This is a genomic window from Treponema peruense, assembly GCF_016117655.1.
Taxonomy (GTDB): Bacteria; Spirochaetota; Spirochaetia; order Treponematales; family Treponemataceae; genus Treponema_D; species Treponema_D peruense.
Genome location: NZ_CP064936.1, coordinates 2,084,198 through 2,110,721 on the forward strand (window position 1 = coordinate 2,084,198; position 26,524 = coordinate 2,110,721).

General features: G+C 43.0%; 27 protein-coding genes. 18 read left to right on the forward strand and 9 right to left on the reverse strand.

The window, feature by feature from the left end; genetic code table 11:
• Nucleotides 1-42 precede the first annotated feature (42 nt).
• Nucleotides 43-456: an outer membrane protein assembly factor BamD gene (locus IWA51_RS09465; RefSeq protein WP_198442223.1), complete on the forward strand. Its 414-nt coding sequence runs from the start codon at nt 43-45 to the stop codon at nt 454-456.
• A 26-nt stretch (nt 457-482) separates the two neighbouring features.
• Here IWA51_RS09465 and IWA51_RS09470 read toward each other — a convergent pair whose 3' ends face one another.
• Nucleotides 483-1,760, reverse strand: coding sequence for a vWA domain-containing protein (locus IWA51_RS09470; RefSeq protein ID WP_198442224.1), 1,278 nt, complete (start codon nt 1,758-1,760; stop codon nt 483-485).
• 96 nt (nt 1,761-1,856) lie between these two features.
• Here IWA51_RS09470 and IWA51_RS09475 point away from each other — a divergent pair, with 96 nt between their 5' ends.
• The 10 genes from IWA51_RS09475 (at nt 1,857) to IWA51_RS09520 (ending at nt 14,369) form a co-directional block, all read left to right on the forward strand.
• A complete protein-coding gene (locus IWA51_RS09475) occupies nt 1,857-2,978 on the forward strand; it encodes a hypothetical protein (RefSeq protein ID WP_198442225.1) in 1,122 nt (373 codons plus the stop codon).
• A 7-nt stretch (nt 2,979-2,985) separates the two neighbouring features.
• On the forward strand, nt 2,986-3,597 hold the full coding sequence (locus IWA51_RS09480; protein WP_198442226.1) for a cupin domain-containing protein: 612 nt from the start codon (nt 2,986-2,988) through the stop codon (nt 3,595-3,597).
• Nucleotides 3,598-3,748: 151 nt separating this feature from the next.
• Nucleotides 3,749-5,014: a ribose-phosphate diphosphokinase gene (gene prs / locus IWA51_RS09485; RefSeq protein ID WP_177527674.1), complete on the forward strand. Its 1,266-nt coding sequence runs from the start codon at nt 3,749-3,751 to the stop codon at nt 5,012-5,014.
• 6 nt (nt 5,015-5,020) lie between these two features.
• Nucleotides 5,021-6,256: a xylulokinase gene (locus tag IWA51_RS09490; RefSeq protein ID WP_198442227.1), complete on the forward strand. Its 1,236-nt coding sequence runs from the start codon at nt 5,021-5,023 to the stop codon at nt 6,254-6,256.
• 2 nt (nt 6,257-6,258) lie between these two features.
• The gene (locus tag IWA51_RS09495; RefSeq protein ID WP_198442228.1) at nt 6,259-6,903 is read left to right on the forward strand and encodes an HAD family hydrolase; all 645 of its coding nucleotides are present in this window, start codon (nt 6,259-6,261) and stop codon (nt 6,901-6,903) included.
• A 111-nt stretch (nt 6,904-7,014) separates the two neighbouring features.
• The gene (gene ilvC / locus IWA51_RS09500; protein ID WP_198442229.1) at nt 7,015-8,490 is read left to right on the forward strand and encodes a ketol-acid reductoisomerase; all 1,476 of its coding nucleotides are present in this window, start codon (nt 7,015-7,017) and stop codon (nt 8,488-8,490) included.
• A gap of 169 nt (nt 8,491-8,659) precedes the next feature.
• Complete coding sequence (locus IWA51_RS09505; protein ID WP_198442230.1) at nt 8,660-10,324, forward strand: SulP family inorganic anion transporter; 1,665 nt, start codon at nt 8,660-8,662, stop codon at nt 10,322-10,324.
• Nucleotides 10,325-10,495: 171 nt separating this feature from the next.
• The gene (locus IWA51_RS09510; RefSeq protein WP_198442231.1) at nt 10,496-12,160 is read left to right on the forward strand and encodes a Na/Pi cotransporter family protein; all 1,665 of its coding nucleotides are present in this window, start codon (nt 10,496-10,498) and stop codon (nt 12,158-12,160) included.
• A 58-nt stretch (nt 12,161-12,218) separates the two neighbouring features.
• Complete coding sequence (locus IWA51_RS09515; RefSeq protein ID WP_198442232.1) at nt 12,219-12,917, forward strand: response regulator; 699 nt, start codon at nt 12,219-12,221, stop codon at nt 12,915-12,917.
• The gene (locus tag IWA51_RS09520; RefSeq protein ID WP_198442233.1) at nt 12,918-14,369 is read left to right on the forward strand and encodes an ATP-binding protein; all 1,452 of its coding nucleotides are present in this window, start codon (nt 12,918-12,920) and stop codon (nt 14,367-14,369) included.
• Here IWA51_RS09520 and IWA51_RS09525 read toward each other — a convergent pair.
• On the reverse strand, nt 14,359-15,630 hold the full coding sequence (locus tag IWA51_RS09525; RefSeq protein WP_198442234.1) for a diaminopimelate decarboxylase family protein: 1,272 nt from the start codon (nt 15,628-15,630) through the stop codon (nt 14,359-14,361). The two genes, IWA51_RS09520 and IWA51_RS09525, sit on opposite strands and share 11 nt — an antisense overlap.
• A gap of 111 nt (nt 15,631-15,741) precedes the next feature.
• On the opposite strand from IWA51_RS09525, the gene cyaB reads away from it, so the two are divergent.
• Genes cyaB through sppA form a run of 3 tightly spaced genes read left to right on the forward strand, consistent with a single transcriptional unit; the run spans nt 15,742 to nt 18,116 of the window.
• Nucleotides 15,742-16,341, forward strand: coding sequence for a class IV adenylate cyclase (gene cyaB, locus IWA51_RS09530; RefSeq protein WP_198442235.1), 600 nt, complete (start codon nt 15,742-15,744; stop codon nt 16,339-16,341).
• A gap of 11 nt (nt 16,342-16,352) precedes the next feature.
• Complete coding sequence (locus tag IWA51_RS09535; protein ID WP_198442236.1) at nt 16,353-17,090, forward strand: DUF975 family protein; 738 nt, start codon at nt 16,353-16,355, stop codon at nt 17,088-17,090.
• Between the two features lie 3 nt (nt 17,091-17,093).
• Complete coding sequence (sppA, locus tag IWA51_RS09540; protein ID WP_198442237.1) at nt 17,094-18,116, forward strand: signal peptide peptidase SppA; 1,023 nt, start codon at nt 17,094-17,096, stop codon at nt 18,114-18,116.
• A 6-nt stretch (nt 18,117-18,122) separates the two neighbouring features.
• On the opposite strand, the gene IWA51_RS09545 is transcribed toward sppA, so the two are convergent.
• The 7 genes from IWA51_RS09545 to IWA51_RS09575 form a co-directional block, all read right to left on the reverse strand.
• Nucleotides 18,123-18,734, reverse strand: coding sequence for a response regulator (locus IWA51_RS09545; protein WP_230402644.1), 612 nt, complete (start codon nt 18,732-18,734; stop codon nt 18,123-18,125).
• 29 nt (nt 18,735-18,763) lie between these two features.
• The gene (locus IWA51_RS09550; protein ID WP_198442238.1) at nt 18,764-19,378 is read right to left on the reverse strand and encodes a regulatory protein RecX; all 615 of its coding nucleotides are present in this window, start codon (nt 19,376-19,378) and stop codon (nt 18,764-18,766) included.
• 16 nt (nt 19,379-19,394) lie between these two features.
• Complete coding sequence (gene rpsI / locus IWA51_RS09555; protein ID WP_177527688.1) at nt 19,395-19,787, reverse strand: 30S ribosomal protein S9; 393 nt, start codon at nt 19,785-19,787, stop codon at nt 19,395-19,397.
• 12 nt (nt 19,788-19,799) lie between these two features.
• Entirely contained in the window at nt 19,800-20,228 is a 429-nt protein-coding gene (rplM, locus tag IWA51_RS09560) for a 50S ribosomal protein L13 (RefSeq protein ID WP_177527689.1), read from the reverse strand.
• Between the two features lie 166 nt (nt 20,229-20,394).
• Nucleotides 20,395-20,646 carry a hypothetical protein gene (locus tag IWA51_RS09565; RefSeq protein WP_177527690.1) on the reverse strand — a complete coding sequence of 84 codons (252 nt, stop codon included), beginning with the start codon at nt 20,644-20,646 and terminating at the stop codon, nt 20,395-20,397.
• A gap of 113 nt (nt 20,647-20,759) precedes the next feature.
• Complete coding sequence (locus IWA51_RS09570; RefSeq protein ID WP_177527691.1) at nt 20,760-21,092, reverse strand: branched-chain amino acid transporter permease; 333 nt, start codon at nt 21,090-21,092, stop codon at nt 20,760-20,762.
• A complete protein-coding gene (locus tag IWA51_RS09575) occupies nt 21,089-21,838 on the reverse strand; it encodes an AzlC family ABC transporter permease (RefSeq protein ID WP_177527692.1) in 750 nt (249 codons plus the stop codon). Before IWA51_RS09575 ends, IWA51_RS09570 begins: the two co-directional genes overlap by 4 nt.
• Nucleotides 21,839-22,014: 176 nt before the next feature.
• Here IWA51_RS09575 and IWA51_RS09580 point away from each other — a divergent pair, with 176 nt between their 5' ends.
• From IWA51_RS09580 to IWA51_RS09595, 4 genes are all read left to right on the forward strand, one after another.
• Entirely contained in the window at nt 22,015-23,205 is a 1,191-nt protein-coding gene (locus tag IWA51_RS09580) for an ABC transporter ATP-binding protein (protein WP_198442239.1), read from the forward strand.
• Nucleotides 23,206-23,351: 146 nt separating this feature from the next.
• The gene (locus tag IWA51_RS09585) at nt 23,352-24,239 is read left to right on the forward strand and encodes an ABC transporter permease (RefSeq protein ID WP_230402749.1); all 888 of its coding nucleotides are present in this window, start codon (nt 23,352-23,354) and stop codon (nt 24,237-24,239) included.
• A complete protein-coding gene (locus tag IWA51_RS09590) occupies nt 24,236-25,099 on the forward strand; it encodes an ABC transporter permease (protein WP_177527695.1) in 864 nt (287 codons plus the stop codon). Before IWA51_RS09585 ends, IWA51_RS09590 begins: the two co-directional genes overlap by 4 nt.
• A gap of 234 nt (nt 25,100-25,333) precedes the next feature.
• Nucleotides 25,334-26,401 (forward strand): extracellular solute-binding protein, encoded by a 1,068-nt coding sequence (locus tag IWA51_RS09595; protein WP_198442241.1) that lies wholly within the window; start codon nt 25,334-25,336, stop codon nt 26,399-26,401.
• The last annotated feature ends 123 nt before the right edge of the window (nt 26,402-26,524 follow it).

The following is a 26,524-nucleotide window of genomic DNA, read 5'->3' on the forward strand; positions in this document are numbered from 1 at the left end:
GCGACACTGTATTTAAACAAGAAAAAATGATACACTTTAGGAATGAAACATTCAATATTTACAGCAAAAATTGCAGAAACTTTATTCTGCGCCGCGCTTTCTGTTGCGGCAACTTCATGTCTTACAACAAAGAAAGAGCCCCTTTCAATAAACGCCACCAGCCAGGAAATTGTTCAGGCTGCACAGACCGCACTTGATGAAGGGAAAACAGAAGATGCCCTGGAATACTACGACACACTTCTGAAGCGCTATGGAATGAATACTGCAGTTTATGTGGAAGGACGCTACGAAGCCGCACACATATACGTAAAGCAGAAAAAATACGATCTGGCAAAACCGATTCTTGAAGAAATTATACAAATCTATGATTCAAGCCAGCCGGGTGCACTTCCTGGTGCATTCAAAAAACTTGCCGAAAACGATCTAAAAAAAATAAACTCCGGCTCCAAAAATTAGTTTTTCAAAGCCGCGTTTTATTCAATCTAGCGAGCGCCGCCCTTGCCGTCAGGAACAATTATGCAGTCAAGCACAATTCCCTTTTCTGCGGCAAGGGTTGTCACGTATTCCTGCGTAATCTTTTTTGAACCGCGCGGACTGGGATGTGGTTCTGCATCTCCTATAAGAATTATTTTTTTTGAAGCATCTTTGCGCCAATCATAATACTTGAGGGCTGCATAAAGCGCTTCGTATACTGCTTCGGGAACATCACCGCCTTCATTCCCCCTTATGACAGCCGTGGCAAGACACTTTTCAAACTGCTGCGGGTATCTTGTAAAGTCAAAGTATTTTACAGGAAGACCTTTAAAACTGTATGAATCATTGTAGTCCCTGTAAAAAAGAAGTCCCAGCCTCAAATCGCCGAATTTCTTTGCCTGTTCAAAAAGTTTTGGAACCCATTCGTTTTTTAAAGTATCCATGTCATCTTTCATACTGCCGGTCGTGTCAATCGCAAAAACAATGTCTGCTGCGTCTTTCGGCATTACGGCTTCAACTGACTCAAGAAGATCCTGGCACAAAGTTTCGGGTCCCTTTGAATATGTAACGGCACCACGCCCCTTGTCTGCAAGTTCGGCAAATTTTTCTGCCGCCGCGGAATTGTATTGGTCTGTAAGCGTTACTTCGGGTTCGGGAAGAGGCGCCGGCTTTTCGGGCTCAGGTTCTGGTTCGGGAAGAGGTACGGGTTCGCTCTTTGGCGCAGAAACAGGAACTGGCGCTATGTCAAACATAAACGGATTGTCTGCAAACTCACCTGTGTAGTCGGCATATTTTTTTGAAAAAGTTCTGATGTTAATAAAAGTGCCTTTGCCTATTTTTACAGTTCCGTTGCGCGACCACGGGTATCCGTAGTGAATTTCCTGTGGAATATAAATATGAAAACATTCAGCGAAGTCTCCGTGGGAAACAACAGTTGAAGATACCAGGCTGAATCTGGAATACTCCGACTTGAGTTCCTTTCCGTCAAGATAACGAATTTCATTACCGTTTACTGCATTCCACTCTGCGGCTCTGTAGGCATAATTGTCTGCCTTTCCCAAAGGATCCTTTGTTGTTTCAACAAGCATTACACTTTCGGTACCGTTTTTCTTTCTTATATAAAGGTCTATTCCGCCAAGTGAAGAATTTCTTTCTACAACAAGATCTTCCTGCAGTACCGTAAGAGGTCCACGGTTTTCTGCAGGTGCATTCTGTTCCTGCGCATAAGATGACAGTACGGAAGCGAAAATATATACAATCACTCCCAAAAATATATTTTTCTTCATAACAATAGTATCGGCCGTTTTTTGTCTGTTCACAATCAATATAAGACAGTTGAATAAAAAAAAAACTATGCTATAATTCACAGACGGGAAGTTATAGTGGAAAAAGAAAAAAATACCGCTCTTAAAGAAACACAGGCGGCAAAAAACAAAATAGAATTTACTCAAGTAAGCATAGAAGACTTTTTTGATAAGGAAGATATGATCAAGGATTCCATCCAGACAGGAATTATTGTCCTTACAAAAAATCAGGAAGAGCTCGTAAACAGGCTGCTTGAGGCACTCAAAGTCAACGCACCTGACAGAATAGAAAGAATACGCAACAGACTCAGTGACGTAGAAAACCTTGCAAAAGCAATTGCACAGTTCCCCTCACTTCTTGAACGCGCAAACACGACATCTTCTGTGCGCACTCCGGAAACACTTGTAGAAAGCATAATTTCCTACCAGGAAGACGGAGACACAATGCTGCACATGCCTTCAAAGGCAATACTCGGAAAAGGATTTCTCGTCGCAAAGATTCACACTTTCTTTTCCATGTCAAAACTCGCAAGAGTTTACGCACTCATGGATGAAAAGCACGTCAAGGAATATACCGACGAGACAGTTTCGATGATGTTCACTCTTATGGCAGAAGACGTGTATCTTAATCTTATAAAAGACAAATCCCTTTCTATGGAATTAAGAAGGCAGCTGGCCAATTCGCTCATAATTCTTTGGGAACACCGCGCAGACCAGACTATATCGGACATTGCCCCGGTTCTTCAGTCGGTTTGGGCAGCTCGAAGAAAACTTGCCCCTGCATTCGGCACGATGATGGGAACAAGCGAACTTCTTCTCGTAAGCATACAGATGGACGAACAGTGGACATCTTTTATAAAGGCACGTCTTGGTGATGAAGAAGTTTCACAGGCTATGGAAGAATTCCTGTTCGGCCTGTCCTATGAACAGATACGTCGCCTCAGGGAAATTCTCAGGGGTCAGGGCGTAAAGGCAATAGGCCGTGATGAAGTAAGTTTCTATCTTGGCGAGCGCGTAAAGACAGACGTAAGCCTTGACTACAGGGACTTCTATCTTCTTTACACAGTCCGCAGAGACAATGCGCGTGCCAGACAGAGACTTCATCTTCCGGGACCAAAAAACACGCTTGAAGACCACTTCATAAGATTTGTAATGGAACAGAATCAGGAAAAACAGAAAAAAGACACTTTTGCCCTCTAGGAATAAAATGGAATCAGAAATCATCAATAATACAGAAATTGAAAGTAAAAAAAGAATCTACCACTTCGGTGAAAAAATCAGAAGTGTAAGAGAAAAAAAACATCTCACCCTCAAGACAGTTGCTCTTCAGGCAGGAGTAAGCGAAAGTCTTGTTTCCCAGATAGAAAGGAACCGCGTGTCTCCTGCAATAGACACTCTTCTTTCACTGGCAAATGTTCTTGACATTAACCTTGAATATCTTTTTGAGGAATACAACAGAAGGCGTCCCGTTTCAATAATTCGCTCCGGTGAAAGACGCACAATAAACGAAGAAGACATCATGTTTGAAGAAGTAAGCGCGCCTGCAGAAAAAGACGGTCAGAATACACTGGAAAGCTACATGATTACGATTCCGCCAAAAAGCAGAACCCACCGCGGAAGCTACGGACATCTTGGCAAGGAAGTGGGCCTTATCCTTGAAGGAAGCGGAATTCTCCACTACGAAAACGAACGCTACGAACTTGACTGCGGTGACAGCGTAACATTCAGTGCAGGAGCGCCGCACACACTTGAAAACACGGGCGATGTTCCGCTCAAGGCTGTCTGGACAGTAACCCCGGCGCAGAAATTCCTCGGGTAAAAAATATCGGCGGCCTTTAGACATTTACTTAATTTACTTTGAACTGAATTTGTATCTTTCATTGACCATGCTCAAATAAAACGTTAAAATACAGACGTTTCAAAAGCCGCAGACCGCGGTTAAAAATCTATTATCAAAAGGGGTAGGAATAATGCCGTATTCTGAACCAACCGACCTTGCAGTAGTCGCATGTCCCGGCGGAGAATCTTTCGCCAATGAAGTAATCACACATCTGCGCCACATGTACAAGCACCGCTTTTCACTCAAGAGCGACGTCATCTCAAAACGCTACGGTCTTGAAAAAGACAAGCTCGTTCAGCAGATAAACCTCGAGAACGACATAAGAACAAGCGATTTGTGCATTCGCGGAATGACAGACAAGTACAGGCCTCCTGTATTCAAGGTAAACACCAGATTCACTTATTTTGCAAACGGTGAATACAAGGCAGAGCTTCTGGACTGCATACGCGGAAAAGACGTCTATATCTTCCAGGATGTAGAAAACCACGAACCCATCGCCATGAACGACGGAAAGAATATCCTGAGTCTTAGCGTCAATGACCACGTAATGGGACTTCTGGTAACAATCGACGCTGTACGCCAGGCCGGTGCAAGACAGATTACACTCGTTCTTCCTGTATACCCCTACAGCCGCCAGCACAAAAAGAAGAGCCGTGAAGGACTTACAGCTGCCCTTCTTGGACACATATATGAAAGCATGGAAGTCAAGAGAATAATTACGCTTGACCTTCACTCACGCGAAATCGTAAATGCATTCAGCCACACACACTGCGAAAACCTGCACGCTTCATACCAGATTATCCGCGAGCTTGCAAAAGTTGTGGATCTTACAAAAGAAGATCTCGTTGTTGTAAGCCCTGATACAGGAGCCATCGACAGAAACAAGTTCTACGCAACCGGTCTCAAAAAACCGCTCGCAATGATTTACAAGGAAAGAGACTACTCTATCGTAACCCAGGATGCAAAGAACACAAACATCAAGAGCATAAAGCTTTTGGGTGACGTTAAAGGTAAGGTTGCATTCCTTGCAGACGATATGCTCGGTACAGGTGGAACACTTCTCAAGGCCATGGGATTCCTTCACGAACAGGGAGCAACAAAGGTTATTGCAGCCATAAGCCTTCCTTTCTTTACAGGAAACGCCATCGAGCAGTTTGACGAAGCTTACAAACAGGGGCTTTTCTACCGCATTATCGGAACAAACGCCGTATATCACGAAGAACTCCTTAAGCGCGAGTGGTACATAAGCACAAACGTAAGCGGACTCTTTGCAAATGTAATAACAAGACTTCACCACGAGCAGTCACTGGGAGACCTTCTTGACAACAGGACAATCATTGACAAGCTCATCAAGGTAAGCAGTCCTGCAGCCGAACCCGAAGAAAAAAAGGAATAATCAAAAATGCCGCAGACCGTACTTTGCGCAGACATCGGAACAACATCGCTCAAGGCAGCGCTAATAACCTCCGACGGAACAACTGTTGCAACAGCACGGCGACAGTTTTTTCTGTGCTACACGGATCATGCGGCAAAAGAATGGCTTCCTGCCCTTAAGGAAGCTGCAGAACAAATACACTCGCAGCCGGGAGTACCGGAACCTGACGCTGTCTGTATAAGCGGCAACGGCCCTACACTGGTATCTTTCGGCGGCGAGACACTCCTATGGAATGAAAATGCACCTGCAGTAAACACAGCCTCTCTTTTTATTCCGCGCATTCTTGCATTCAAAAACAAATATCCGCAGGTCTGGAATAAAACGCCGTTTCTTCTGAGCGGACCCGAATTCCTTATCTGGCAGCTTACAGACAGAACCTGCACAATTCTTCCCGAAAAAAGATTCGCTCAGGCTTACTGGAACAATCAGGAACTTGCAAAAGCCGGCCTTGACAAAACAGAAGTTTCAAAACTGCCAGACTTCCTTTACCCGGGACAATGCGCCGGAACAATCACCAGAACTTCGGCCGCACTTATATGCACCGGAACAACAGGAATAAAAGAAGGAACACCCGTTTACTGCGGAGCCCCGGACTTTGTTTCTGCCCTTGTCGGAACAGCAACGCTCAGGCCTGGTTCAATCTGTGACAGGGCCGGTTCAAGCGAAGGAATAAACATGTGCACGGATGTTCCCTTAAAAGACAGCGGAATACGCACTCTTCCTTCAGTAACGGGCGGTCTTTGGAATTCCAGCGTACTTATTCCCGAAAGCGGTTCCAGATTTGAAGCCTTCAGGCAAAAAATTGAACGCGAAACAGGACACCCGGTAAAACTCTCTGAACTCACGCAGATGCTTATAAACGAAGACGGAACAAAACCTTCACTTGAACAGGGAAAATACCTTCTTATACAGACGGCACTGCAGGCAAAGGATGCGCTTGAAAAACTCAGAACAGCTGCAAAAGGAACACTTACAGTTCCTGCAGACGAAATGACAGTCACCGGCGGCCAGGCAAAAAATGCTGCATGGCTTCAGATGAAAGCAGACATAACCGGAATGAAAATAAATGTTCCGGAATGTGCAGATGCAGAACTTACCGGAGACGCAATCTTTGCATTTACCGGAATGAATCTTTTTGTTTCTATAGAAGAAGCAGTCGCTGCATTATGCAGAATAAGAAAAACATACACTCCCTCTGAATAAAAATGAAGATTTACAGAATTCCGCAGAAAACCGGCGCAATTATTTTTGACATAGACGGAACCCTTTACACAAGCCCTGAATACGTACACGAACAGGTTGATGTCCAGATAAGATACTATGCAAAAACCCACGGAATGACAGAACAGGAAGCAAGGGACAGTATAACTGCCTACAGAAAAGAATGGAGCTCGGCCCACCATGGAAAAAGCATAAGCCTCGGGAACACGCTCACAGCCTTTGGAATTCCGATTGAAACGAGCATAAAGTGGCGGGAACAGCTTTTGAAACCCGAACTTTATCTTAAAAAGAATCCTGAACTTATAGAAACACTTGAAAAGCTTTCAAAATCATTCAGACTTATCTGCCTTACAAACAATCCCGTAAATGCCGCAAGAAAAACACTGGCAGCCATTGGTGCAGACAGAATACTTCCCGACATTATCGGACTTGACACCTGCATGAAGTCCAAACCTTCCCCCGAAATGCTCGAACTTGCTTCAAAAAGAACCGGTGTTCCGTTTTGCGAATGTCTTTCTGTAGGTGACCGCTACGACATAGACCTTGCCCTTCCGCTTAAAATGGGAATGGGTGCCGTAGAAGTAACAGGTGCCGAAGATATAATCACTCTTTCTACGATACTTGCATAAAACGCAATATTAAAATGAAATTCTTTCACTTTACGCAACATATTTTTTGGGATAAAATCTAATCATCAAAGGCTCATGCAAGCCCTTAAATAATTTTATCGAGGTTTTTTTATGGGAAACAACTACTTTAACTCAATTCCGTGGCGCGAAGCACGCATGCAGCTCGGTCACTGCCGCTCAATGGCAAAAGAAGAATTCGCCGACGGTGTAAACGCACTTAAAGGAAAAAAGATTGTAATCGTAGGTTGCGGTGCACAGGGTCTTAACCAGGGAATGTGTCTGCGTGACTCAGGACTTGATGTAAGCTATGCCCTCCGCGAAAGTGCAATCACAGAAAAGCGCCAGTCATGGAAAAACGCAATAGAAAACGGCTTCAAAGTCGGAACATATGATGAACTTATTCCAACAGCTGACCTTGTAGGAAACCTTACTCCGGACAAGCAGCACACAGCTGTTATCACAGAAGTAATGAAGAGAATGAAGAAAGGCTCTGCACTCTGGTACAGCCACGGATTCAACATGATTGAAGAAGGAATGCAGATTCGTCCTGATATCACTGTTGTAATGTGTGCACCAAAAGGACCGGGAACAGAAGTCTGGCATGAGTTCCAGCGCGGATTCGGTGTACCTGACCTTATTGCCGTTCACCCGGTAAATGACCCCGAAGGAAAAGGCTGGGCATATGCAAAGGCTCTCGCAGTCGGAATGGGCGGAAGCAAAGCCGGTGTTCTTGAATCTTCATTTGTTGCAGAAGTAAAGTCAGACCTTATGGGCGAGCAGACAATTCTCTGCGGAATGCTCCAGACAGGAACAATTCTCTGCTACGACAAGATGGTTTCTGAAGGAATCACACCTGAATATGCAACAAAGTTCCTTATGCATGGCTGGAACGTAATCAGTGAAGCACTTAAATGGGGCGGAATCACAAACATGATGGACCGTCTTTCAAACCCTGCAAAAATCAAGGCAAACGAGCTTTCAAAGCAGATCAAAAAAATTTGCACTCCTCTTTACCAGAAGCACATGGATGACATCATCAGCGGAAAGTTCAGTTCAACAATGATGAAGGACTGGGCAAACAAAGACCACGATCTTCTTACATGGCGCGAAGAAACAGGAAAACTTGCTTTTGAGAATACAGAAGAATCAAAAGAAGAAATTACCGAACAGGAATACTTTGACAAGGGAATTCTTCTTGTTGCAATGGTCAAAGCCGGATGTGAACTTGCATTCGAAACAATGGTAGACGCAGGAATCAAACCCGAAAGCGCATACTACGAGTCACTGCACGAAGTTCCGCTTATTGCAAACCTCATCGACCGCAAGAAGCTTTATGAAATGAACCGCGTTATTTCTGACACAGCTGAATACGGATGCTATCTCTTTGCAAATGCCGCTGTTCCCCTTCTCAAGGACTTTATGGCCGGTGTTTCAACAGACGTTATCGGAAAGGGCCTTTCTGTAAAGGACAACGAAGTCAGCAACACTGAACTCGTAAACGTAAACGCCGAAATCCGCAACCACCCGATAGAAGTAGTAGGCCGCAAACTCCGCCAGTACATGACAGCCATGAAAGCAATAATCTAAACCTGCGGTTTAGATTATTACACGAGTTTCGGATTCTCCGAAACTCGCCGACCTGTTCTGTAAGTTATAGTCCGAAGGACTATATACAGGGGCTGTCTCGTACTTTTGAGACAGCCCCCTTTTTATTTAACTTGCATTTTTTGCCGTAAAGTATCAGAATGGGCGCATTATGTTCAAACCCGAAATAATCAATACAATGAAAAATTATTCCGCCAAAACTTTTCTTAGTGATCTTACGGCCGGAATAATCGTAGGAATCGTAGCCCTTCCGCTGGCAATAGCCTTTGCAATCGCAAGCGGAGTAGAACCCGAGAGAGGTCTCTTTACAGCAATCATCGCAGGATTCTGCATTTCCCTGTTCGGGGGAAGCCGCGTACAGATAGGAGGCCCTACAGGAGCATTTGCAGTAATCGTTTACGGCGTAGTAGCAAAATACGGATACTCAGGACTTGTAACGGCAACAATAATGGCCGGAATCCTTCTTATTCTTCTTGGCGCGTTCAAGATGGGCGGCCTTGTAAAATTTATTCCATATACAATCGTAACCGGTTTTACAGCAGGAATTGCCGTAACAATTTTTACCGGACAGATCGGTGACTTTCTGGGACTTACAACAGGAAAAATGCCCGGTGACTTCATCGGAAAAATTCAGGTTTATGCTTCAACAATAGGAACAATAAACGTATATTCATTTATACTTGCTGCCGTAAGCCTTGCAATAATCTTTCTGTGGCCCAAAATCAACAAAAAAATTCCGGGTTCGCTCATAGTAATTATTCTGGCAACAGTCGTAAGTGTTATTCTCGAACGCACGGCGGGTCTCAAAACAGACACAATAGGAAGCCGCTACGGTCAGATACCTTCAATGCTCCCGGCTCCTTCACTTCCGGCTTTCAGCATTGAGCAGATCAAGGCACTTTTCCCGACAGCCGTATCAATAGCGGTACTTGCAGCAATTGAATCCCTTTTGAGTGCAGTTGTAGCAGACGGAATGATCGGCAGCAAGCATGATTCCAATACAGAACTTATTGCTCAGGGAATTGCAAATATAGCAAGCCCCATCTTCGGAGGAATTCCGGCAACAGGAGCAATTGCAAGAACTGCCACAAACATCAAAAACGGCGGAAAAACACCGGTTGCAGGTATAATCCACGCTGTAGTTCTTCTTCTGATAATGCTTCTTCTGGGAAAATTTGCAGTTTACATTCCAATGGCAGCCCTTTCCGCAGTGCTTATAAATGTTGCATGGAACATGGCTGGAATTCCGGCAGTAAAGGCCCTCCTTTCAGGACAGAAGTCAGATATTGCCGTTCTTTCGGTAACCTTCCTTATTACGGTATTCATTGACCTGACAGTCGCAATAGAAGTAGGTCTCGGTTTTGCAGCTTTCTTCTTTATAAAAAAAATGATTGATGTTTCAGAGATTCAGTCCAACAGCAGGGATGACATTACCGGTGGAATTCTGGAGTCTTCCGAAGAACCCGAATTCGATATTCCGCAGAACATTATGATTTACGAAATAGACGGTCCGCTTTTCTTTGGAACCGTACGCAAATTCGAGCTTGCAGTAGAACGCGCCGGAGTAAACAACAAAGTCCTTATCCTCAGAATGCGCCACATGATTTACCTTGATGCAGGCGGAATAAGAGCCCTTGAACAGGCAAAGGCCGCATGTGACAGAAGAGGCGTAACAATTGTCATTTCAGGCATTCACACCCAGCCCTACATGCTTTTTGAAAAAACCGGAATGGCAGACAAAATAGGCCGCGACAACATCTGTGCCAACATAACTGCCGCTATAACCCGCGCAAAAACAATACTCAACGAACAATAACAGGCGTTGATTAAGTACCCCCTGAAGCAGGACAGAAATTCAATTTCAGGGGTGTACTTAATCAATTTCCAGAACAGCCGCCTGTTTATTTAACCTGGGAATTATGAATTATTAACAATATTTTAACAAAAGGTATTTTCTTTTAAATCATTTTTCCTTTATACTGTCTTCATGAACGTTTCTACAATTTTATCGACAATTCTGCAGATTGTCGGCAGTTTATGTTTCCTTCTGTACGGAATGAAAATGATGAGCGACGGAATCCAGAAATCCGCCGGTGAAAAACTTCAGGCCGCACTTCATTTCATGACAGGAAACAGATTTACAGGGCTTCTGACAGGATGTCTTCTTACAATGATAATCCAGTCATCAGGAGCTACGACCGTAATGGTTGTCTCGTTTGTAAATGCAGGACTAATCTCACTGGGACAGTCTATTTCCGTTATTTTCGGAGCAAACATCGGTACAACAATTACAGCATGGATTGTCGCTCTTTTCGGATTCAACTTTAAAATTTCGGCTTTTGCCATTCCACTCTTTGGACTGGGATATATTCTTACAATAATAAAAAAATGGAACCACCAGGGCATTGGTCAGGCTGTAATGGGATTCGGAATGCTGTTCATAGCCCTCGAATGGCTTTCGGGTGCAATTTCGCTTAACGCAGACACAATGTCATTTCTTCCTGCCATACAGGAACTCGGCGGCTGGAGCATTCCAATTGCAATGCTTTTAGGAATTTTAATTACAGCCCTTATCCATTCGTCCTCTGCAATGACTGCAATTGTTATTACAATGGCATACAACCGGCTTCTCACCTGGGAATTTTCTGCTGCAATCATAATAGGAAGCAATATCGGTTCAACAATAGATTCAATAATGGCAGCCTTCGGCGGAAATGCAAATGCAAAAAGAACAGCCCTTGTCCACGTACTGTTCAACTGTACTACAGCTCTTTTAGCAATCTGTCTTCTCAAACCGTTTACAACCCTTGTTGACATAATTGTTCCAGGAAAAGTAGAAGACAACATAACCTACCATATTGCAATGCTCCACACTCTCTTTAACGTAGTTGGAACAACAATATTTACACCGTTTATAAACCAAATCGGAAAACTTACCGAACTCCTTATCAAAAGCGACGAAAAGTCTCTTCCAACAGTGTACAAATTCGACTTCCCCGAAAAAGCCGCAAACGAATCACCGGCAATTCCTGTTATTTCGGCACAGAACGAAGTCGGACGCATGGCAGATGTTGCAGTACAAATGTTCGACAGGCTTCAGTACGGCTTCATGGATCGCTCGGGAAGATTTGTTACAGACCATTTTGACAACCTTCTTCACGAAGAAGACTATCTTGACCAGATGCAGGAACAGCTTACAAAATACCTTCTGCGCTGTGAACAGATGAATATTGACGACAAAACACGTTCCAATATCAACGTAATGATTGCAATTACAAGCGAACTGGAATCAATGTCCGACGACTGTCTGAGCATAGGCGTTTACATAAAGCGCATGACAGAAAAGCAGTATTTCTTCCCCAAAGAAGACTTTGACAGACTGCTTCCCTACCTTGAACTTGCGCGCGAGCTGCTTCAGTTTATATACAAAAACATCAACAAAGAGCTTACCCATGACCAGCTTGAATTTGCAAACGAAATTGAAAGCCAGATAGACAAAGAAAGAAAAGCGCTTAAAAAGATAGCCAGAACACGTCTTGAGTCCGGTGCAAATGTAAAGGCAGAACTTCTGTACATTGACCTGGTAAGACAAATAGAAAAAATCGGTGACCGCTGTTTCTCAATTGCAGAACAGCTTTCACTGACAAAATAAACAGGTAACAACCAGGAATTACAATTTCTGGTTGTTTACTATCTCTGCGGGGGTTAAAATGCAGTTTCTTATTGTTGACGACGAAGAGCCCATACGTGAGCTTGTACGGTATAATATCGAAAAAGAAGGCTATGCGTCTCTTTCAGCGCCGGACGGTAAAACAGCACTTTCCCTTGCCCGTGAAAAAATTCCAGACTTGATTATCCTTGATCTTATGCTGCCGGACATGAGCGGTCTTGATATATGCAGAATTCTCAAAAACGACAGACTTACACAAAACATACCTATTATCATGGTAACTGCCCGCACAGAAGACAGTGACATTGTAACGGGACTTGAACTCGGCGCCGACGACTATATTACAAAACCGTTCAGCCCCAAAGTCCTTGTAGCAAGAATAAAAAGTGTTTTAAGAAGAAAAAATACAGCTACATCACAGGAAGCACCCGAAGAAATCCGCGTACACGGAATCTCAATTTATCCGAAAAAGCATGAAGTTATTCTTGACGGAAAAGAACTCGACTTCAGCGCCACTGAATTTTCAATTCTGGAATTCCTTGCACGCCACATCGGACAGGTATTCAGCCGACAGCAGATTATCAATGCCGTAAAGGGATCCTCTTATCCTGTTACCGAACGTTCAATTGACGTACAGATTCTAAGCATCAGACGAAAGCTTGGTGACAATGCACAGAGCGAACGGCCGGTTATAGAAACTTTAAGGGGTGTCGGCTACAGAATGACAGAAGAGGTGTAAATGAAAAGCTTCAGAAAAGTTCCCATTCCAACCTGGGTTCTGCTTATTCTGGTAAACGGTTCCGTTCTTTGTGCAGGATTTTTTCTTTTTCTGATGACAAGCCTGAATGCGCTCAAAAGTGCGGCAATCGAACAGACAGAAATAAATCTTAGAAGTTTTGCCTATTCCATAGACAATCTTCTCCCTTCACCGCCGGCAGATCCTGATGCCTTTGTAAAAAATCTGGGTCACAGCAATCCTTTGTACAGAATAACACTTATCAGGCCGGACGGAACAATAATAGCCGACTCTTCCGCAAACATAAGTACAATGCAGAACCATTCCGACAGAAAGGAAGTCCAACAGGCACTTTCGGGGCGCGAAGGAAAGTCCATGCACATAAGTTCAACAGACGGACGCAGGATGATGTACCTTGCAATTCCGGCTGAATACAACCACGAAAAGATTGTACTGCGCCTTTCCATGCCGGTAGAAGAAACGGTTATTTTTTCAAAAAGAACAAAGAATTCCCTTACCCTTACGATGGCACTTATCTTTTTTGCAGTTCTTCTTTCGAGCCTCATAATTTCTTTCAAAATAATAAACCCCATAAACATGCTGCAGAAAGCTTCGGACCAGTACAAAAATGGAAACTTCGATTACCACGTAATGATCCAGTCACCCAAAGAAATGGCCGCTTTGGGAAAATCATTTACAAGCATGGCAGACACCATAAGCCAGAATATAGAAAGCATGAAAAAGCTCGAAAACGTGCGCAAGGATTTTGTTGCAAATGTCTCGCACGAATTCAAGACTCCGGTAACTTCAATAAAAGGATTTTCAGAAACGCTTCTTGACGGTGCAATTGATGACACAGAAAATGCACGACATTTCCTGAATATAATCAACACACAGTGCGACAGGCTCATGGGTATAATAGAAGACCTGCTTACCTTAAGCCGCCTTGAAAACGACAACACTGCCCCTGACACAACAAATACAGACATTGTGGAACTTCTGCGCAATCTCTGCGACAATATGTCAAAGACAGCCGCAAAAAACAAAACAAAAATTGAATTCAATTCCGAAAGAATGGTTCTTTTTGCAAAGATAAACCCTGGCCTTATTTCGCAGGCAGTAAGCAATCTTATAGAAAACTCAATAAAATACTGCCCCGAACACAGCATTATTTCGCTTGATGTCGGTGAAGTTCTGTCAGATTCAGGAAAAAAGTCAGTACGCATAATTGAACAGGACAACGGACCGGGAATTCCGCCGCAGTACCGCGAGCGCATTTTTGAAAGATTTTACCGTGTAGACAAAGGAAGAAGCCGCGAAACAGGCGGAACAGGACTTGGTCTTTCCATAGTCCGTCACATTGTTTCCCTGCACGCCGGCTCTGTAGTAGAAACCGGACGCACAGACGGAAAAACTGGTGTAAGATTTGTGATGGATATTCCGCTTACGACTTGAACGAATCCAGTCCAGCAAAGTCCAGAGTCGCAAAGTAATCGTCAATGGTTTCCTTGCGGCGAATCTGAACAACAGAACCGTCAGTCCTTAAAAGCAGTTCACCGCAGCGGAGTTTTCCGTTGTAGTTAAAGCCCATTGCGCGGCCGTGTGCACCTGCATCGTGAATAATTACAAGATCCCCACACTCAATTTCGGGAAGACTTCTCTGAACGGCAAATTTATCGCAGTTTTCGCAGAGGCTTCCTGTAACATCATAAACGTGATCTTTGGGACTATTTTCCTTACCGCTTACAGTAACAGTGTGGTATGCTCCGTACATTCCGGGGCGCATAAGGTCTGCCATGCTTGCATCACATCCTATATAGTCGCGGTAAATCTTTTTTTCATGAATTGCAGTTGTAACAAGCCAGCCGTAAGGTCCTGTAATGGGGCGCCCGCACTCAAAACAGATGGCAAGAGGATCAAGCCCTGCCGGAACAACAACAGAATCGTAAAGCGTGCGTATTTTTTTTGCCACATACTCGAGGTCTACTTTTTTCTGCTCTTCCTTATACGGAATTCCGATTCCGCCGCCAAGATCAACAAATTCAATTCTGACACCGGTCTTTTCTTTTACTTCGACTGCAAGATCAAAAACAATATGCGCAGTATCAACAAAGAATTCCGGATTCAGCTCATTGGAAGCAACCATCGTATGAAGGCCAAAATGCTTTACGCCTTCGTCGCGGCATATTCTGTAGGCTTCAATCATCTGTTCGCGGGTAAGACCGTATTTTGCTTCTTCGGGCTTGCCTATAATGGCGTTTCCACCCTGCTTGAGCGGCCCCGGATTATATCTGAAGCAGATTGTGTCAGGCAGTTTGCCGCCGAGAGCTTTTTTCAAAAAATCTATGTGGCTTATGTCGTCAAGATTAATGATATTTCCGCGTTCGTAAGCATAGACAAATTCTTCTGCCGGAGTATCATTGCTTGTAAACATAACGCGCTCACCGCCGATTCCGCTTTTTTCAGAAAGAATCAGTTCCGGAAGGCTTGAACAGTCAGCACCGCATCCCTCGCTTTCAAGTATTTTAAGAATGTAGGGATTGGGAAGGGCCTTAACCGCAAAATACTCGCGGAATTCAGGAAAAATGGAAAATGCGTTTTTAAAATAGCGCATATTGTCGCGTATGGCCTTTTCGTCATAAATGTAAAAAGGCGTCGGAAACTTTTCTGCAACTTCTGTAAGCTGCGCGTGTGTCAGTGGAAAATTAGAACTCATAGAAACATTATGACAGTATCGATAAAATAAATCAATAAAGGCAAATGCAAGATTGTTATTGCAGCAAATTTGTTGTATATTTGAATAACAGAATTCAGAGAGAGGATTGCAATGAACGAAATTGAAATCAAGGCTCATGTAGAAAACCGTGAGGCACTTGTACAGCGGCTCAATCAGATTGCCACACTGCAGGCTTCCGTAACACGCGACGACACTTACTACAGTCTGCCTGTTCACGGGGCAAAACAGTTGCGCATAAGAAAGGAAAAATCTGCGAACAGTGAAAAAATTCTTGTCACCTACAAGAGAAAAGAACTCAGAAATGAAGGGTCAGGTTTCGAAACAGAAGTAAACGAAGAAATGGAATGTCTTGTAACAGACGCACTTCCTTTGGAAACATTCCTTCTGGACAGTGGTTTTACGGTTCATCTCAAAAAACACAAGGAAGTTTCGGACTGGAACTACACAGCAAAAGACAGTAAAGGAAATGACATTCCGGTTACACTCGAACTGTGCAATGTTCCGCCGCTGGGAGACTTTCTTGAAATTGAAATTCTTTCTTCTGAAACTGAACCGCAGAAAATTCAAAAACTTCAGGATCTTCTTCTTGAAGTTCTCGATCTTGTACAAATTCCGCGCAGTAAAATTGAATCACGCTATTATTCAGAAATGCTCAGGGAAGCATCCGCTTCGTCAGAGAGCAGCAACTGATTGGAGGAAAAATGCTATTCAACAGAATTCTTTACAAAAAAGTGGCAAAGGCCCAGCTTAAAAACAGATGGAAGACACCCGTTCTTTCTACGCTTATTATACTGCTTCTGACACTTCTTCTGGGATCAAACGGTTATATTTCGGAACATCATTCCACAAGCCCCGATTCAGTCAGCGTCTATACAGGAGACGGCATTTCGGGAGCAACAATTTATGACTTTGTTTCTCCGGCCGAAGGAACGCTGGACACTGTCTTTTTCTTCGTGACACTTGCCGTAACAGGAGTATTGATTCAGGCTTCGGCTCACCTTTACATAAGGCTTTCGCGCACTAGGGAACCGCAGAAGTTCGGTGTCTTTATTGAAGGATTTTCAAACTGGGCAAACGGAATTCTGGGCTTTCTCTGGTACATGCTCTGGGTTATGCTCTGGACAATAGTGTTTTTTGTCCCGGGAATTGTAAAATCAATTGCCTATTCGCAGATGTTCTTTATTCTTGACGAGCATCCCGATATAGGCGTAAGAAAAGCAATGCGGGTCAGTAAAGAAATCACTAAAGGCTACAAAGGAGAACTTTTTCTTATGGGACTGAGTTTTCTGGGCTGGGAAATTCTGAACTGCCTTACAATGGGAATTCTGAGCCTCTGGCTGCGTCCCTACGAGTCAATGTCTTATACAAACGCATACCACGCTTTAATGTCACGCGCAATAAAGTCCGGTGAAATAACAGAAGCAGATTTAAGGAAGTAAATTATGTCAGAAAAAAAGACCAATAAAGGACTCTTTGTCTTTATAGCAGTCATTGTCATTGCAATTATACTAGCTGCAGCAAGCCTTATTCTGTCTTTAAGAAGCCCTGCAGAAATAAAAATAAACACTTCTTCTGAAAATTCAGGCCCGGCAAAAATTATACGCACATTCCGTGATACAAAAAAAAATCCCTACGGAAAAAAATATATTGCCCGGCTTGAAATCAAAGGAACAATCTGTGAAAGCGGCGATACATACAACCAGAAATGGCTTTTGAATACAATATCGGCACTTGCGCAGGACAAAAAAAATGAAGGTATAATTCTTTTCATAGACTCACCCGGCGGCGGAGTGTACGAGTCTGATGAAGCCTATCTTGCCCTTCTTGACTACAAAGAACAGACAGGCCGTCCTGTTTATGCCTATATGGGACAGCTTGCGGCAAGCGGTGGATACTACATTGCATGTGCCGCCGACTACATTATGGCAAACAGAAATACACTTACCGGAAGCATCGGAGTAATTTCGGGACAGGTTTTTGACATTACAGAGCTTCTTCAGAAAAGCGGAATTAAGTCAGAAACTATCCATGCCGGAAAAAACAAAAACATGGGAAACTTCAATGAACCGTTCAGCAGCGAACAGCGTCAGATAATGCAGTCCGTAGCCGATGAATGTTATGAACAGTTTACAAATATTGTAAGCGAGAGCCGTTCTCTTCCCATAGACAAAGTCAAATCACTCGCTGACGGAAGAATCTATACTGCAAAGCAGGCCAAAGAAAACGGACTCATTGACGAAACAGGAACATTCAGCGAAATTGAATCTGCAATGAAAGAAAACGAACTTGACGGAACAGAATGTGTTACACAGACATTCCGTTTTGAAAAGAAAGAAAATATCTACAATATGATTACAGGAATATACCACAGCGCAGAAACACTTGCAGAAGTTCTGTCAGGTACAGGAGCGCAGTCAGCCCTTAAAGACAAAAACGGCCTTCCGCTCTACTATTATTCACGCTGAATAAAGTCAGTTGCTGTCCAGACTTTTTATTACAGACACCAGTTCAGGAAACGAAAGCGGCTTTCTAAAATAATGGTTTACACCAAGTTCCCTGCACTGGCGCTCCGTTTCTTCATCCTGCATGGCTGTTACGACAATAATCACAGGTTTTCCGAAAGCATCACTTCCCTGAATATGCCTGCACAGTTTTATACCGTCAATTCCGGGAAGATTCAAATCAAGAACAAGACATTTTGGACGCTTGACAACCATTGCTTCACCTGCTTCAAACCCGTTGAATGCCTGCGAAACTTTTGCCCCGGGAATATTCTTTTCTATATAATGCGCCATAACATTATTGAATCCTTCATCGTCGTCAACAAGAAGAATTGAAATATCGTTTTCGACTTCAAGATTTTTGCAGTTTGCCAGAACTTCAGTAGGAATACGCATATTTCTCTGGCGCATAAATTCAACAAGATCATCGGGATAAATACGGTACTGGCCGCCGGGAGTCTTGAATGCCTTTAAATAATCATTGCGAATCCAGTTGATTGCAGTCTGGTTAACAACACCGCATATATTAGCAACCTCAAGGGCTGAATACATAATCGAAGAAGTAGGTTTATTCTGTTTCACTTTTCACACCATAACACAATTTAAAATAATTATCTACTAAAATCATATTCCAAAATTACGTTGCGTATCATTTTATACGAAAATCCTTTGCGTATCAGGGACTTTTCGGCACCCTCTGCACTTCCGTTAAGGCGGCAGTATTTTTCAAGGGCACGAGCGCATATTTGTTTTTCATCATTTTCGCTAAAAAATTCATCCAGGGCTTTTGAAGCAGCTGTACGCTCTACATTACGTGCGGTAAGTTCGGCAGAAAGTCTCAGGCGACCTTCACAGTGGTCTGTTGAACGGCTCCGAAGCCACGCGCCTGCAAAGCGCTCGTCATTAAGATACCCGACCTTTTCAAGAAAGTCCAGACACTCTTGGGCCGACGCCTTGTCCACATCTTTTTTGATAAGCTTGGAATAAAGTCCAGCCCTGCACTGCTCTGCGCGTGAAAGATAACGCATTGCAAGCCTTTCTGCAGAAAACACCAGTGCCGCATTAAGAATGTCGGCCCACTGTTCGTCAGAAAATTCAACACTTTCTTCAAGAACATCAGTTGAGAGAATAGAAAGATATTCCGCACGCAAAAAAAATGCAGACCCTGCATCCGGCGTAATTTCGTAAACACCGGGCAAAGTCTGCTTTATTCCACGAATAACCATTCGCAGCAGATATAGTTTAGCGCTTGCTGAACTGGAATCTTCTGCGGGCTCCACGCTGACCGTACTTTTTGCGTTCAACCATGCGTGAATCACGTGTAAGATAACCGTTGGCCTTGAGTGAAGGACGGCAGTTTGGATCTACCTGAGTAAGTGCACGTGAAAGACCGTGAAGACAAGCTGCTGCCTGTCCGTTAAGTCCGCCACCGCAAACATTAATCAGAATATCAAACTTGTTGTCGTTTGATGTAACCAAAAGCGGCTGGTGTACAAGGCGAACCTGAGCATCACTGCTGAAATAGTCCTTTATATCCTTTCCGTTAACAACAATCTTGCCTGAACCTTCGCGCAAAAATACGCGGGCTACAGCAGTCTTTCTTCTTCCTGTTCCGATTGCAATATTCTTTACCACGATAGACTCCTATTACACTTCAAGAGATTTTGGATTCTGTGCTGCATGAGGATGCTCAGAACCGGCATAAATCTTAACGTTATCAATCATGCGGCGTCCAAGACGTCCATGAGGAAGCATTCCGGCAATTGTTCTTCTAAGAGGCTCTGTCGGATTCTTTGCAATAAGTTCGTTGAAAGAATATGAACGAAGACCGCGTACGAAACCTGTGTAATGGCGATAGAGCATATCGTCACTCTTGTTTCCGCTAACCTGAATCTTGTCTGCGTTAACGATTACAACATAGTCTCCGCAGAGTACGTTTGGTGTAAAAGTAGGCTTGTTCTTTCCGCGAAGAACTGCAGCTACTGCAGAAGCAACACGGCCCAATGTCTTTCCTGATGCATCAATGATGTACCAGTCGTGCTTAACATCGTTTCCTTTTTCAAAAATTGTTTTCATGTATATATACCTTCAAATAAACATTGCGTCCGAAAGTTTGCATCTCTTCCGAACGTTTACGGACCTTAGCTGTTGTCCATAATATATACGGGGTAATATAATATATCATTTTTAAGACATATTAGTCAATTACAACAGCTGAATATGAGTCCGAATTTATTAAAATTTACTTGTTTTCCTGATTCTTTTTTGCAGCTTCTTCTGCAGCCTTTGCAGCAAGTTCTTCTTTTTTTGCTTCTTTCTTGTCCTTAATGTCTGCAAATCCTATAAAAACGGCAACCAGACCAATAAATGCAGAAAGCACAGGTGCACATCCCTTAAGGAAAGCAATTACATCAACTCCCCAGGCAAGTCCCTGCGGAAGGCATGCAAACACACAAAATGCAACAAGTAAAATACCAACAATCAATGCAACCATAATATACTCCTATAAAAAGTCGGCAGATTTTTATACTATTATTCCATTATTTGCATATATGGTCAATGTCAACTCTAATCAACATTTTTCTTCTATAATATAGCAACAAAACACTACATCAGTCTGGACAGAATCATATAAAACAATGTGCTTCCAAGAATGCTCACCATGGAATTCTTGAACACCAGGTGAAGAACAGCAGCAGCTGCTACACAAATAAAATATGGTATTCCGTAAGGAGCAGTTGTATATTCAACATCCTTAAAGCAGTAAACTACAAGAATCGCCATAATCATCGGGGGAGCATATTTTTCTATAAACTTGATTATGGCAGGCGGTTCTTTTTTGCTGAACACAACAAAAGGAAGTACTCTTGTAGACAAAACCACCAGTGCCGAAACAATAACCGCAATTACCGCATCTGAAAGTGACAAAGGCCCGTTCATTTATTTTCCCCTTCGTTTTTGTTTATTCTGTAATTTTTGAAGAAAGCCGGTCCACGCAGTAAAAGCATTACCCCCATTCCAAAACAAATAGCAACCCAGATTATGTTTGAAGCGGCAAAGACTCCCGTTTTGTAAAGCACAACCGTCACCGCAGTTGTCAGAATTCCGATTACAGCCGGAACAAAATCATGGTTCTGCTTAATCTGTTCAATTGTAAGAACAACAAAAAGTGCCGTCAGTGCAAAATCTACACCGTTAAGGTACTGTGCAAGATTGTATTTTTCAAGAACACTGAATGCAACGGCTCCAATCACGCTTCCCAAAACCCAGTATGACTGGTCAAGAAGGGAAATTGCAAAATACATTGCGCCTTTATTTACGTTGTCAGGAAGTTCAAGTCCCGAAACAAGGGCAAAAGTTTCGTCGGTAATGGCAAAAACAAGATACGGTTTGTAAATGCCCATATTCTTGTACTTGCCGATAAGTGAAAGTCCGTAAAAAACATGGCGTATTCCGATCAAAAGCTGAACAACTATCATTACAGAAAGCCCTGCCCCAGATGCAAGAAGTCCTACTGCAAAATACTGGCCCGAACCCGTATACATTGTAAGACTCATCAAAAGTGACATCCACCATGGGTAGCCGGCCTGAACAATCATAAGCCCGAACGGAATACCGATTGCAATATAACCGAAAAAAATCGGCGCCGTAATCTTCAGCGCCTGACGAAAAATATAAGCATTCATTTCAGGTTATTATATACAAAATATAAACTAATTGCAATTTTTACAAATTCATTCAGTTTTTGAACAGGCTGAATTTTACCCCGTTTTTTACCGGAATTTATTATAAATCTATTGACAATTTTGCCCAATAAGTGGAAAGTAACTTTAACAATATAAGACAGAGGAGTTGTACCGGGGTGAACGGAAGTACAGTTTCTATCGACCATGTTTCAAAGCATTTTGGAAATTTCCATGCGCTTGACAACATCAATTTTACTATCAAACAGGGTGAATTTTTTTCACTTCTCGGTCCTTCAGGCTGCGGTAAAACAACGCTTTTAAGAATAATTGCCGGATTCGAATTCCCCGATGAGGGAGCGGTTCTTTTTGATGACAAGGATATAGTTCCGCTTCCGCCCAACAAGAGACAAAGCAATACTGTTTTCCAGAGTTATGCGCTTTTTCCTCACATGACGGTTTATGAAAATGTAGCTTTTCCGCTCAGATTAAGAAAAGTAGACAAAAATACAATTGACGAAAAGGTCAGAAATTACCTGCATCTTGTTCAGCTTGACCAGCATATTTTCAAAAAGCCCAACCAGCTTTCGGGCGGTCAGAGACAGCGTGTTGCCATAGCCAGAGCCCTTATCAACGAGCCCAAAGTTCTTCTTCTTGACGAACCGCTTTCTGCACTTGATGCAAAGCTCAGGGCAAATCTTCTTGTTGATCTGGACGCACTTCATGACAAAATAGGCATTACATTCATCTACGTTACCCATGACCAGAGTGAAGCCCTTGCCGTAAGTGACAGAATTGCCGTAATGAACGCAGGAAAAGTTCTTCAGGTAGGAACACCATTTGAAATTTACGAAAGTCCTGCGACACAGTTTGTAGCACAGTTTATCGGAGACACAAATCTTTTTGAAAGCACTGTTGTGTCATGCGAAAATCACCAGACTCCGGGAAAAGACCCTGACTTTATGGTAACGCTCAACACTCCGTCACTCGGACTGCAGGCCCAGCTTAAGGGCGACACACAGGCTACCAAGGAAGAAGACAAAAACATTCTTGTAACCGACTACGAGCATACTGACGAAGGACAGAAAGTCTGCTTTACAATCAGACCTGAAAAAATAAGAATCACACTCGATGAACCCGATGTTCACGGAAGAAAAGACATCAACGTATTCAAGGGAATTGTTGAAGAACCCGTATACACAGGTTTCCAGTCAAAATTCTATGTAAGGCTCGAAAACGGAACAATAATCAAAGTTTTCAAGCAGCACACAAATTATCTTGATGACGGCCCTGAAATTGCATGGAAAGATAAAGTCTACGTTTCCTGGTCTGCAGAAGACGGATACATCGTAGAGGACATCAACGCATGAGCGCGGAGGTTTCGCCTGTGACAAAAACGGCATCAAAGAAAGACAAACTCCAAAAAAAGGAGCATAGCCTTCAGCTTAAGGTCGCCGCAAAGGCTTATTCCGCAAAGTACAAAAAAAAGAACCCCGGTCCTGCCTATGCCTGGCCTATGGGACTGTGGTTTTCTGTATTCTTTGCTGTTCCGCTTCTTATAATTCTGTGCTATTCCTTTATGAAAAGAGATGTCTACGGTGGAGTCGTAAGCGAATTCTCACTCAAGGCATACAAACAGATGTTTTCCCCGGCTTACGGTGTTGTTTTCCTAAGAACGCTTGTAATAACGGTAATAGCTACGGTAATTACAATTCTTATTTCCCTTCCGTGCGGATACGCAATGGCCCGCAGCAGACACCAGACGCTTCTTCTTATTCTTGTAGTTGTTCCGTTTCTTACGAACAGCCTTATAAGAATTTTTGCATGGATGACTATTCTTGGCGACAACGGAATGCTCAACATGACAGGAAAATTTTTCTTTGACCTGTGGCACAAAATATTCCCCGGAGACGGAACAGCGGTTTTTGTTCCCGGAAAATTCATGTTTACAAAAGGCTCTGTCATTCTCGTAAATATTTACATGTATCTGCCATACGCCATTCTGCCGGTTTTTACAGCCGTGGACAGATTTGACTTTACACTCATCGAAGCGGCACGTGACCTTGGCGCAACAAAAGCCCAGTCTATGCTCAAAGTTCTTGTTCCGGGAATAAGAAGCGGAATCATGAGTGCAATTATCTTTACATTTATTCCTATCTTCGGAAACTATACTGTTCCGCAGCTGGTCGGTGGAAAAGACAGTTACATGCTGGGAAACATAATTGTTGACCAGGTTCAGAAAGTAAGAAACTGGCCGCTCGCTTCTGCATTCAGCATGGTGATTACTCTCATAAGTATGGCTGGTGTTCTTCTTATGCTGTCTTCAGGAAAAAAAGAAGCCGGTCTTAAAAAAATGCAGAATAAAGAAGATACTTCGGCAAAACTTGCGGGAGGAATTCAATGAAAAATCCCTTTCTTATTTTCAAACGCCGCGAAGCAAAACATGAGTCGGCAAGACATGCAAAACGCAACTGGAAGAAGCGTAACACGACTTTTTCTGTTTCCAATACAGTTTTGTGCCTGTCACTTCTGTTTCTTTTTATTCCGCTTTTTGTAATTGTTCTGTATTCGTTCAATGCGTCAAAGGACACACGTTTTACACAGTTTTCTTTTGTCTGGTACCAGAAGCTCATCTTTGAGTCAAAACCGCTCTGGCAGGCACTTCTGAACAGCATGATTGTAGCCGTTTCTTCGTCGCTCGTTGCTACAATTCTGGGAACAATGGCTTCTATCGGAATAAGCTGGTACAAATTCTTCGGAAAATCGTACATCCAGAGCATAAGTTTTCTTCCCATGGTTCTTCCCGAAGTTATTATGGGTATTTCCATGCTCATTTTCTTTAGCGGAATAAAGCTTTCACTCGGTTTGTTTACAATTTTTATTGCCCATACAACTTTCTGTCTTCCGTTCGTTTATCTTATGGTAAGTGCCAGAGTTGATGAATTTGACTATTCTATTATTGAAGCAAGCCATGATCTTGGTGCAAATGAAGTCCAGACTCTATTCCGAGTTATAATTCCTGCAATTATGCCGGGAATAATGTCGGGCTTTATGATGAGCATTACAATGTCGCTGGAAGATTACGTTATTACGGCTCTTGTAAGCGGACCGGGAAGTACAACACTGCCTCTTTACGTTTATTCAATGATCAGATTCGGGGTAAGTCCTGTAATTAACGCACTTTCTTTTGTTCTTATTCTTGCAATCTGCTCAATTGCCATTATGCTTAGAAAAGGACTCAAGACATTTGCTGCTTCGCGTTAAGATAAAAAGGCCGTTGTAACATGCGGTCTTTTATATTCATTTTTTCTTCAAAAACTTCAAATATTTTTATAGGAGGAGTATAAAAAATCCGCCGAAATGGCGTCGGCTTTTTTATCTCAAAGTTCGCTTCGCGAACTTTCTTTATTGAACTGCGTTTTTCACTTCGTTGCAAAACGCAATAAAAACATTTTCGACTGTTGAAACAGTCTTCAAATATTTTTATAGGAGAATATTATGAAAAAAGGATTTTACAGTGCGGTGTTTGCCACAGCATGTTTGGTGACTCTATTCACTTCCTGTGAAAAAAAGTCAGACGGTGTACCTGCTCAGAAAGATGACAAGGTACTTTATCTTTACAACTGGACGTATTACACTCCGGATGAAGTTCTGCGCAACTTTGAAGCAGAATTCGGCTGTACTGTAAAATATGACAGTTATGCTTCCAACGAAGAAATGTACAACAAACTCCGTGGCGGTGCAAAAGGATACGATATTGTAGTTCCGTCACAGGATTACGCTTCAATTATGATTAACCAGGGAATGTTGCGCGAACTTGACCAGTCAAAGATGACAAACAGAAAGTTCATTAACCCGCAGGTTCTTGCAAAGGCAACATACGACCCCGAAATGAAATACTGCGTTCCATATTACTTTGGTGCAGCGGGAATTGCCGTCAACAAAGAAAGGGCCGCTTCTTCCTATGAACGCAACTGGAATATTTTTGCCGACAAGCAGTTTGCAGGACACGCAACAATGATGGACGACATGCGCGAAGTTATCGGAGATGCACTGGCACATCTTGGAAAGAGCGTAAACTCCCTTGATGACAGCGAACTTGCAGAAGCAAAGAATCTTATTGCAAAAGACTGGAAGCCGAATCTTGTTAAATTTGATGCAGAAGGCTTTGGCAAATCGTTTGCTTCTGGTGACTTCTGGCTTTGCCAGGGATATGCAGAAGTTGTTTTCGGTGAAGTTCCCGAAGACAGATGGAATACAGTAGATTTCTTTATTCCAGAAGAAGGAGGACCGTCTTACCTTGACAGCATGTGTATTCTTAAGGATTCTGCACATTACGAACTGGCAAACGAATTCATCAACTACATCCAGCGCCCTGAAGTATATGCAAAGTTTTTGGACAGCTTCAAATTCCCGTGCTTTGTAAACACAGAAGCACAGAAGTACATGACAACAACACCAATGTACGAAGCGTCTCAGATGACAAACTGTGAACTCAAAAACGACATCGGTGAAGGTCTGGACAAATACCAGGAAATCTGGCAGGAAATACGCTATACTGACTAAAAGCCTTACGGGCATTCTTTTCAATAAATCGGGCTGACACTTCTACCAGCCCGATTTTTTTTATCCTTTTCATGCTTTTTTCATGACAAAAAATATATATCATGTTATACTAATTCTTAAGGC

Coding starts and splice junctions, on each gene's coding strand:
- IWA51_RS09465 (WP_198442223.1), top strand. CDS start 43: ATGAAACATTCAATATTTACAGCAAAAATTGCAGAAACTTTATTCTGC.
- IWA51_RS09470 (WP_198442224.1), bottom strand. CDS start 1,760: ATGAAGAAAAATATATTTTTGGGAGTGATTGTATATATTTTCGCTTCC.
- IWA51_RS09480 (WP_198442226.1), top strand. CDS start 2,986: ATGGAATCAGAAATCATCAATAATACAGAAATTGAAAGTAAAAAAAGA.
- prs (WP_177527674.1), top strand. CDS start 3,749: ATGCCGTATTCTGAACCAACCGACCTTGCAGTAGTCGCATGTCCCGGC.
- IWA51_RS09490 (WP_198442227.1), top strand. CDS start 5,021: ATGCCGCAGACCGTACTTTGCGCAGACATCGGAACAACATCGCTCAAG.
- IWA51_RS09495 (WP_198442228.1), top strand. CDS start 6,259: ATGAAGATTTACAGAATTCCGCAGAAAACCGGCGCAATTATTTTTGAC.
- ilvC (WP_198442229.1), top strand. CDS start 7,015: ATGGGAAACAACTACTTTAACTCAATTCCGTGGCGCGAAGCACGCATG.
- IWA51_RS09505 (WP_198442230.1), top strand. CDS start 8,660: ATGTTCAAACCCGAAATAATCAATACAATGAAAAATTATTCCGCCAAA.
- IWA51_RS09510 (WP_198442231.1), top strand. CDS start 10,496: ATGAACGTTTCTACAATTTTATCGACAATTCTGCAGATTGTCGGCAGT.
- IWA51_RS09515 (WP_198442232.1), top strand. CDS start 12,219: ATGCAGTTTCTTATTGTTGACGACGAAGAGCCCATACGTGAGCTTGTA.
- IWA51_RS09520 (WP_198442233.1), top strand. CDS start 12,918: ATGAAAAGCTTCAGAAAAGTTCCCATTCCAACCTGGGTTCTGCTTATT.
- IWA51_RS09525 (WP_198442234.1), bottom strand. CDS start 15,630: ATGAGTTCTAATTTTCCACTGACACACGCGCAGCTTACAGAAGTTGCA.
- cyaB (WP_198442235.1), top strand. CDS start 15,742: ATGAACGAAATTGAAATCAAGGCTCATGTAGAAAACCGTGAGGCACTT.
- IWA51_RS09535 (WP_198442236.1), top strand. CDS start 16,353: ATGCTATTCAACAGAATTCTTTACAAAAAAGTGGCAAAGGCCCAGCTT.
- sppA (WP_198442237.1), top strand. CDS start 17,094: ATGTCAGAAAAAAAGACCAATAAAGGACTCTTTGTCTTTATAGCAGTC.
- IWA51_RS09550 (WP_198442238.1), bottom strand. CDS start 19,378: ATGGTTATTCGTGGAATAAAGCAGACTTTGCCCGGTGTTTACGAAATT.
- rplM (WP_177527689.1), bottom strand. CDS start 20,228: ATGAAAACAATTTTTGAAAAAGGAAACGATGTTAAGCACGACTGGTAC.
- IWA51_RS09565 (WP_177527690.1), bottom strand. CDS start 20,646: ATGGTTGCATTGATTGTTGGTATTTTACTTGTTGCATTTTGTGTGTTT.
- IWA51_RS09570 (WP_177527691.1), bottom strand. CDS start 21,092: ATGAACGGGCCTTTGTCACTTTCAGATGCGGTAATTGCGGTTATTGTT.
- IWA51_RS09575 (WP_177527692.1), bottom strand. CDS start 21,838: ATGAATGCTTATATTTTTCGTCAGGCGCTGAAGATTACGGCGCCGATT.
- IWA51_RS09585 (WP_230402749.1), top strand. CDS start 23,352: ATGGGACTGTGGTTTTCTGTATTCTTTGCTGTTCCGCTTCTTATAATT.
- IWA51_RS09590 (WP_177527695.1), top strand. CDS start 24,236: ATGAAAAATCCCTTTCTTATTTTCAAACGCCGCGAAGCAAAACATGAG.
- IWA51_RS09595 (WP_198442241.1), top strand. CDS start 25,334: ATGAAAAAAGGATTTTACAGTGCGGTGTTTGCCACAGCATGTTTGGTG.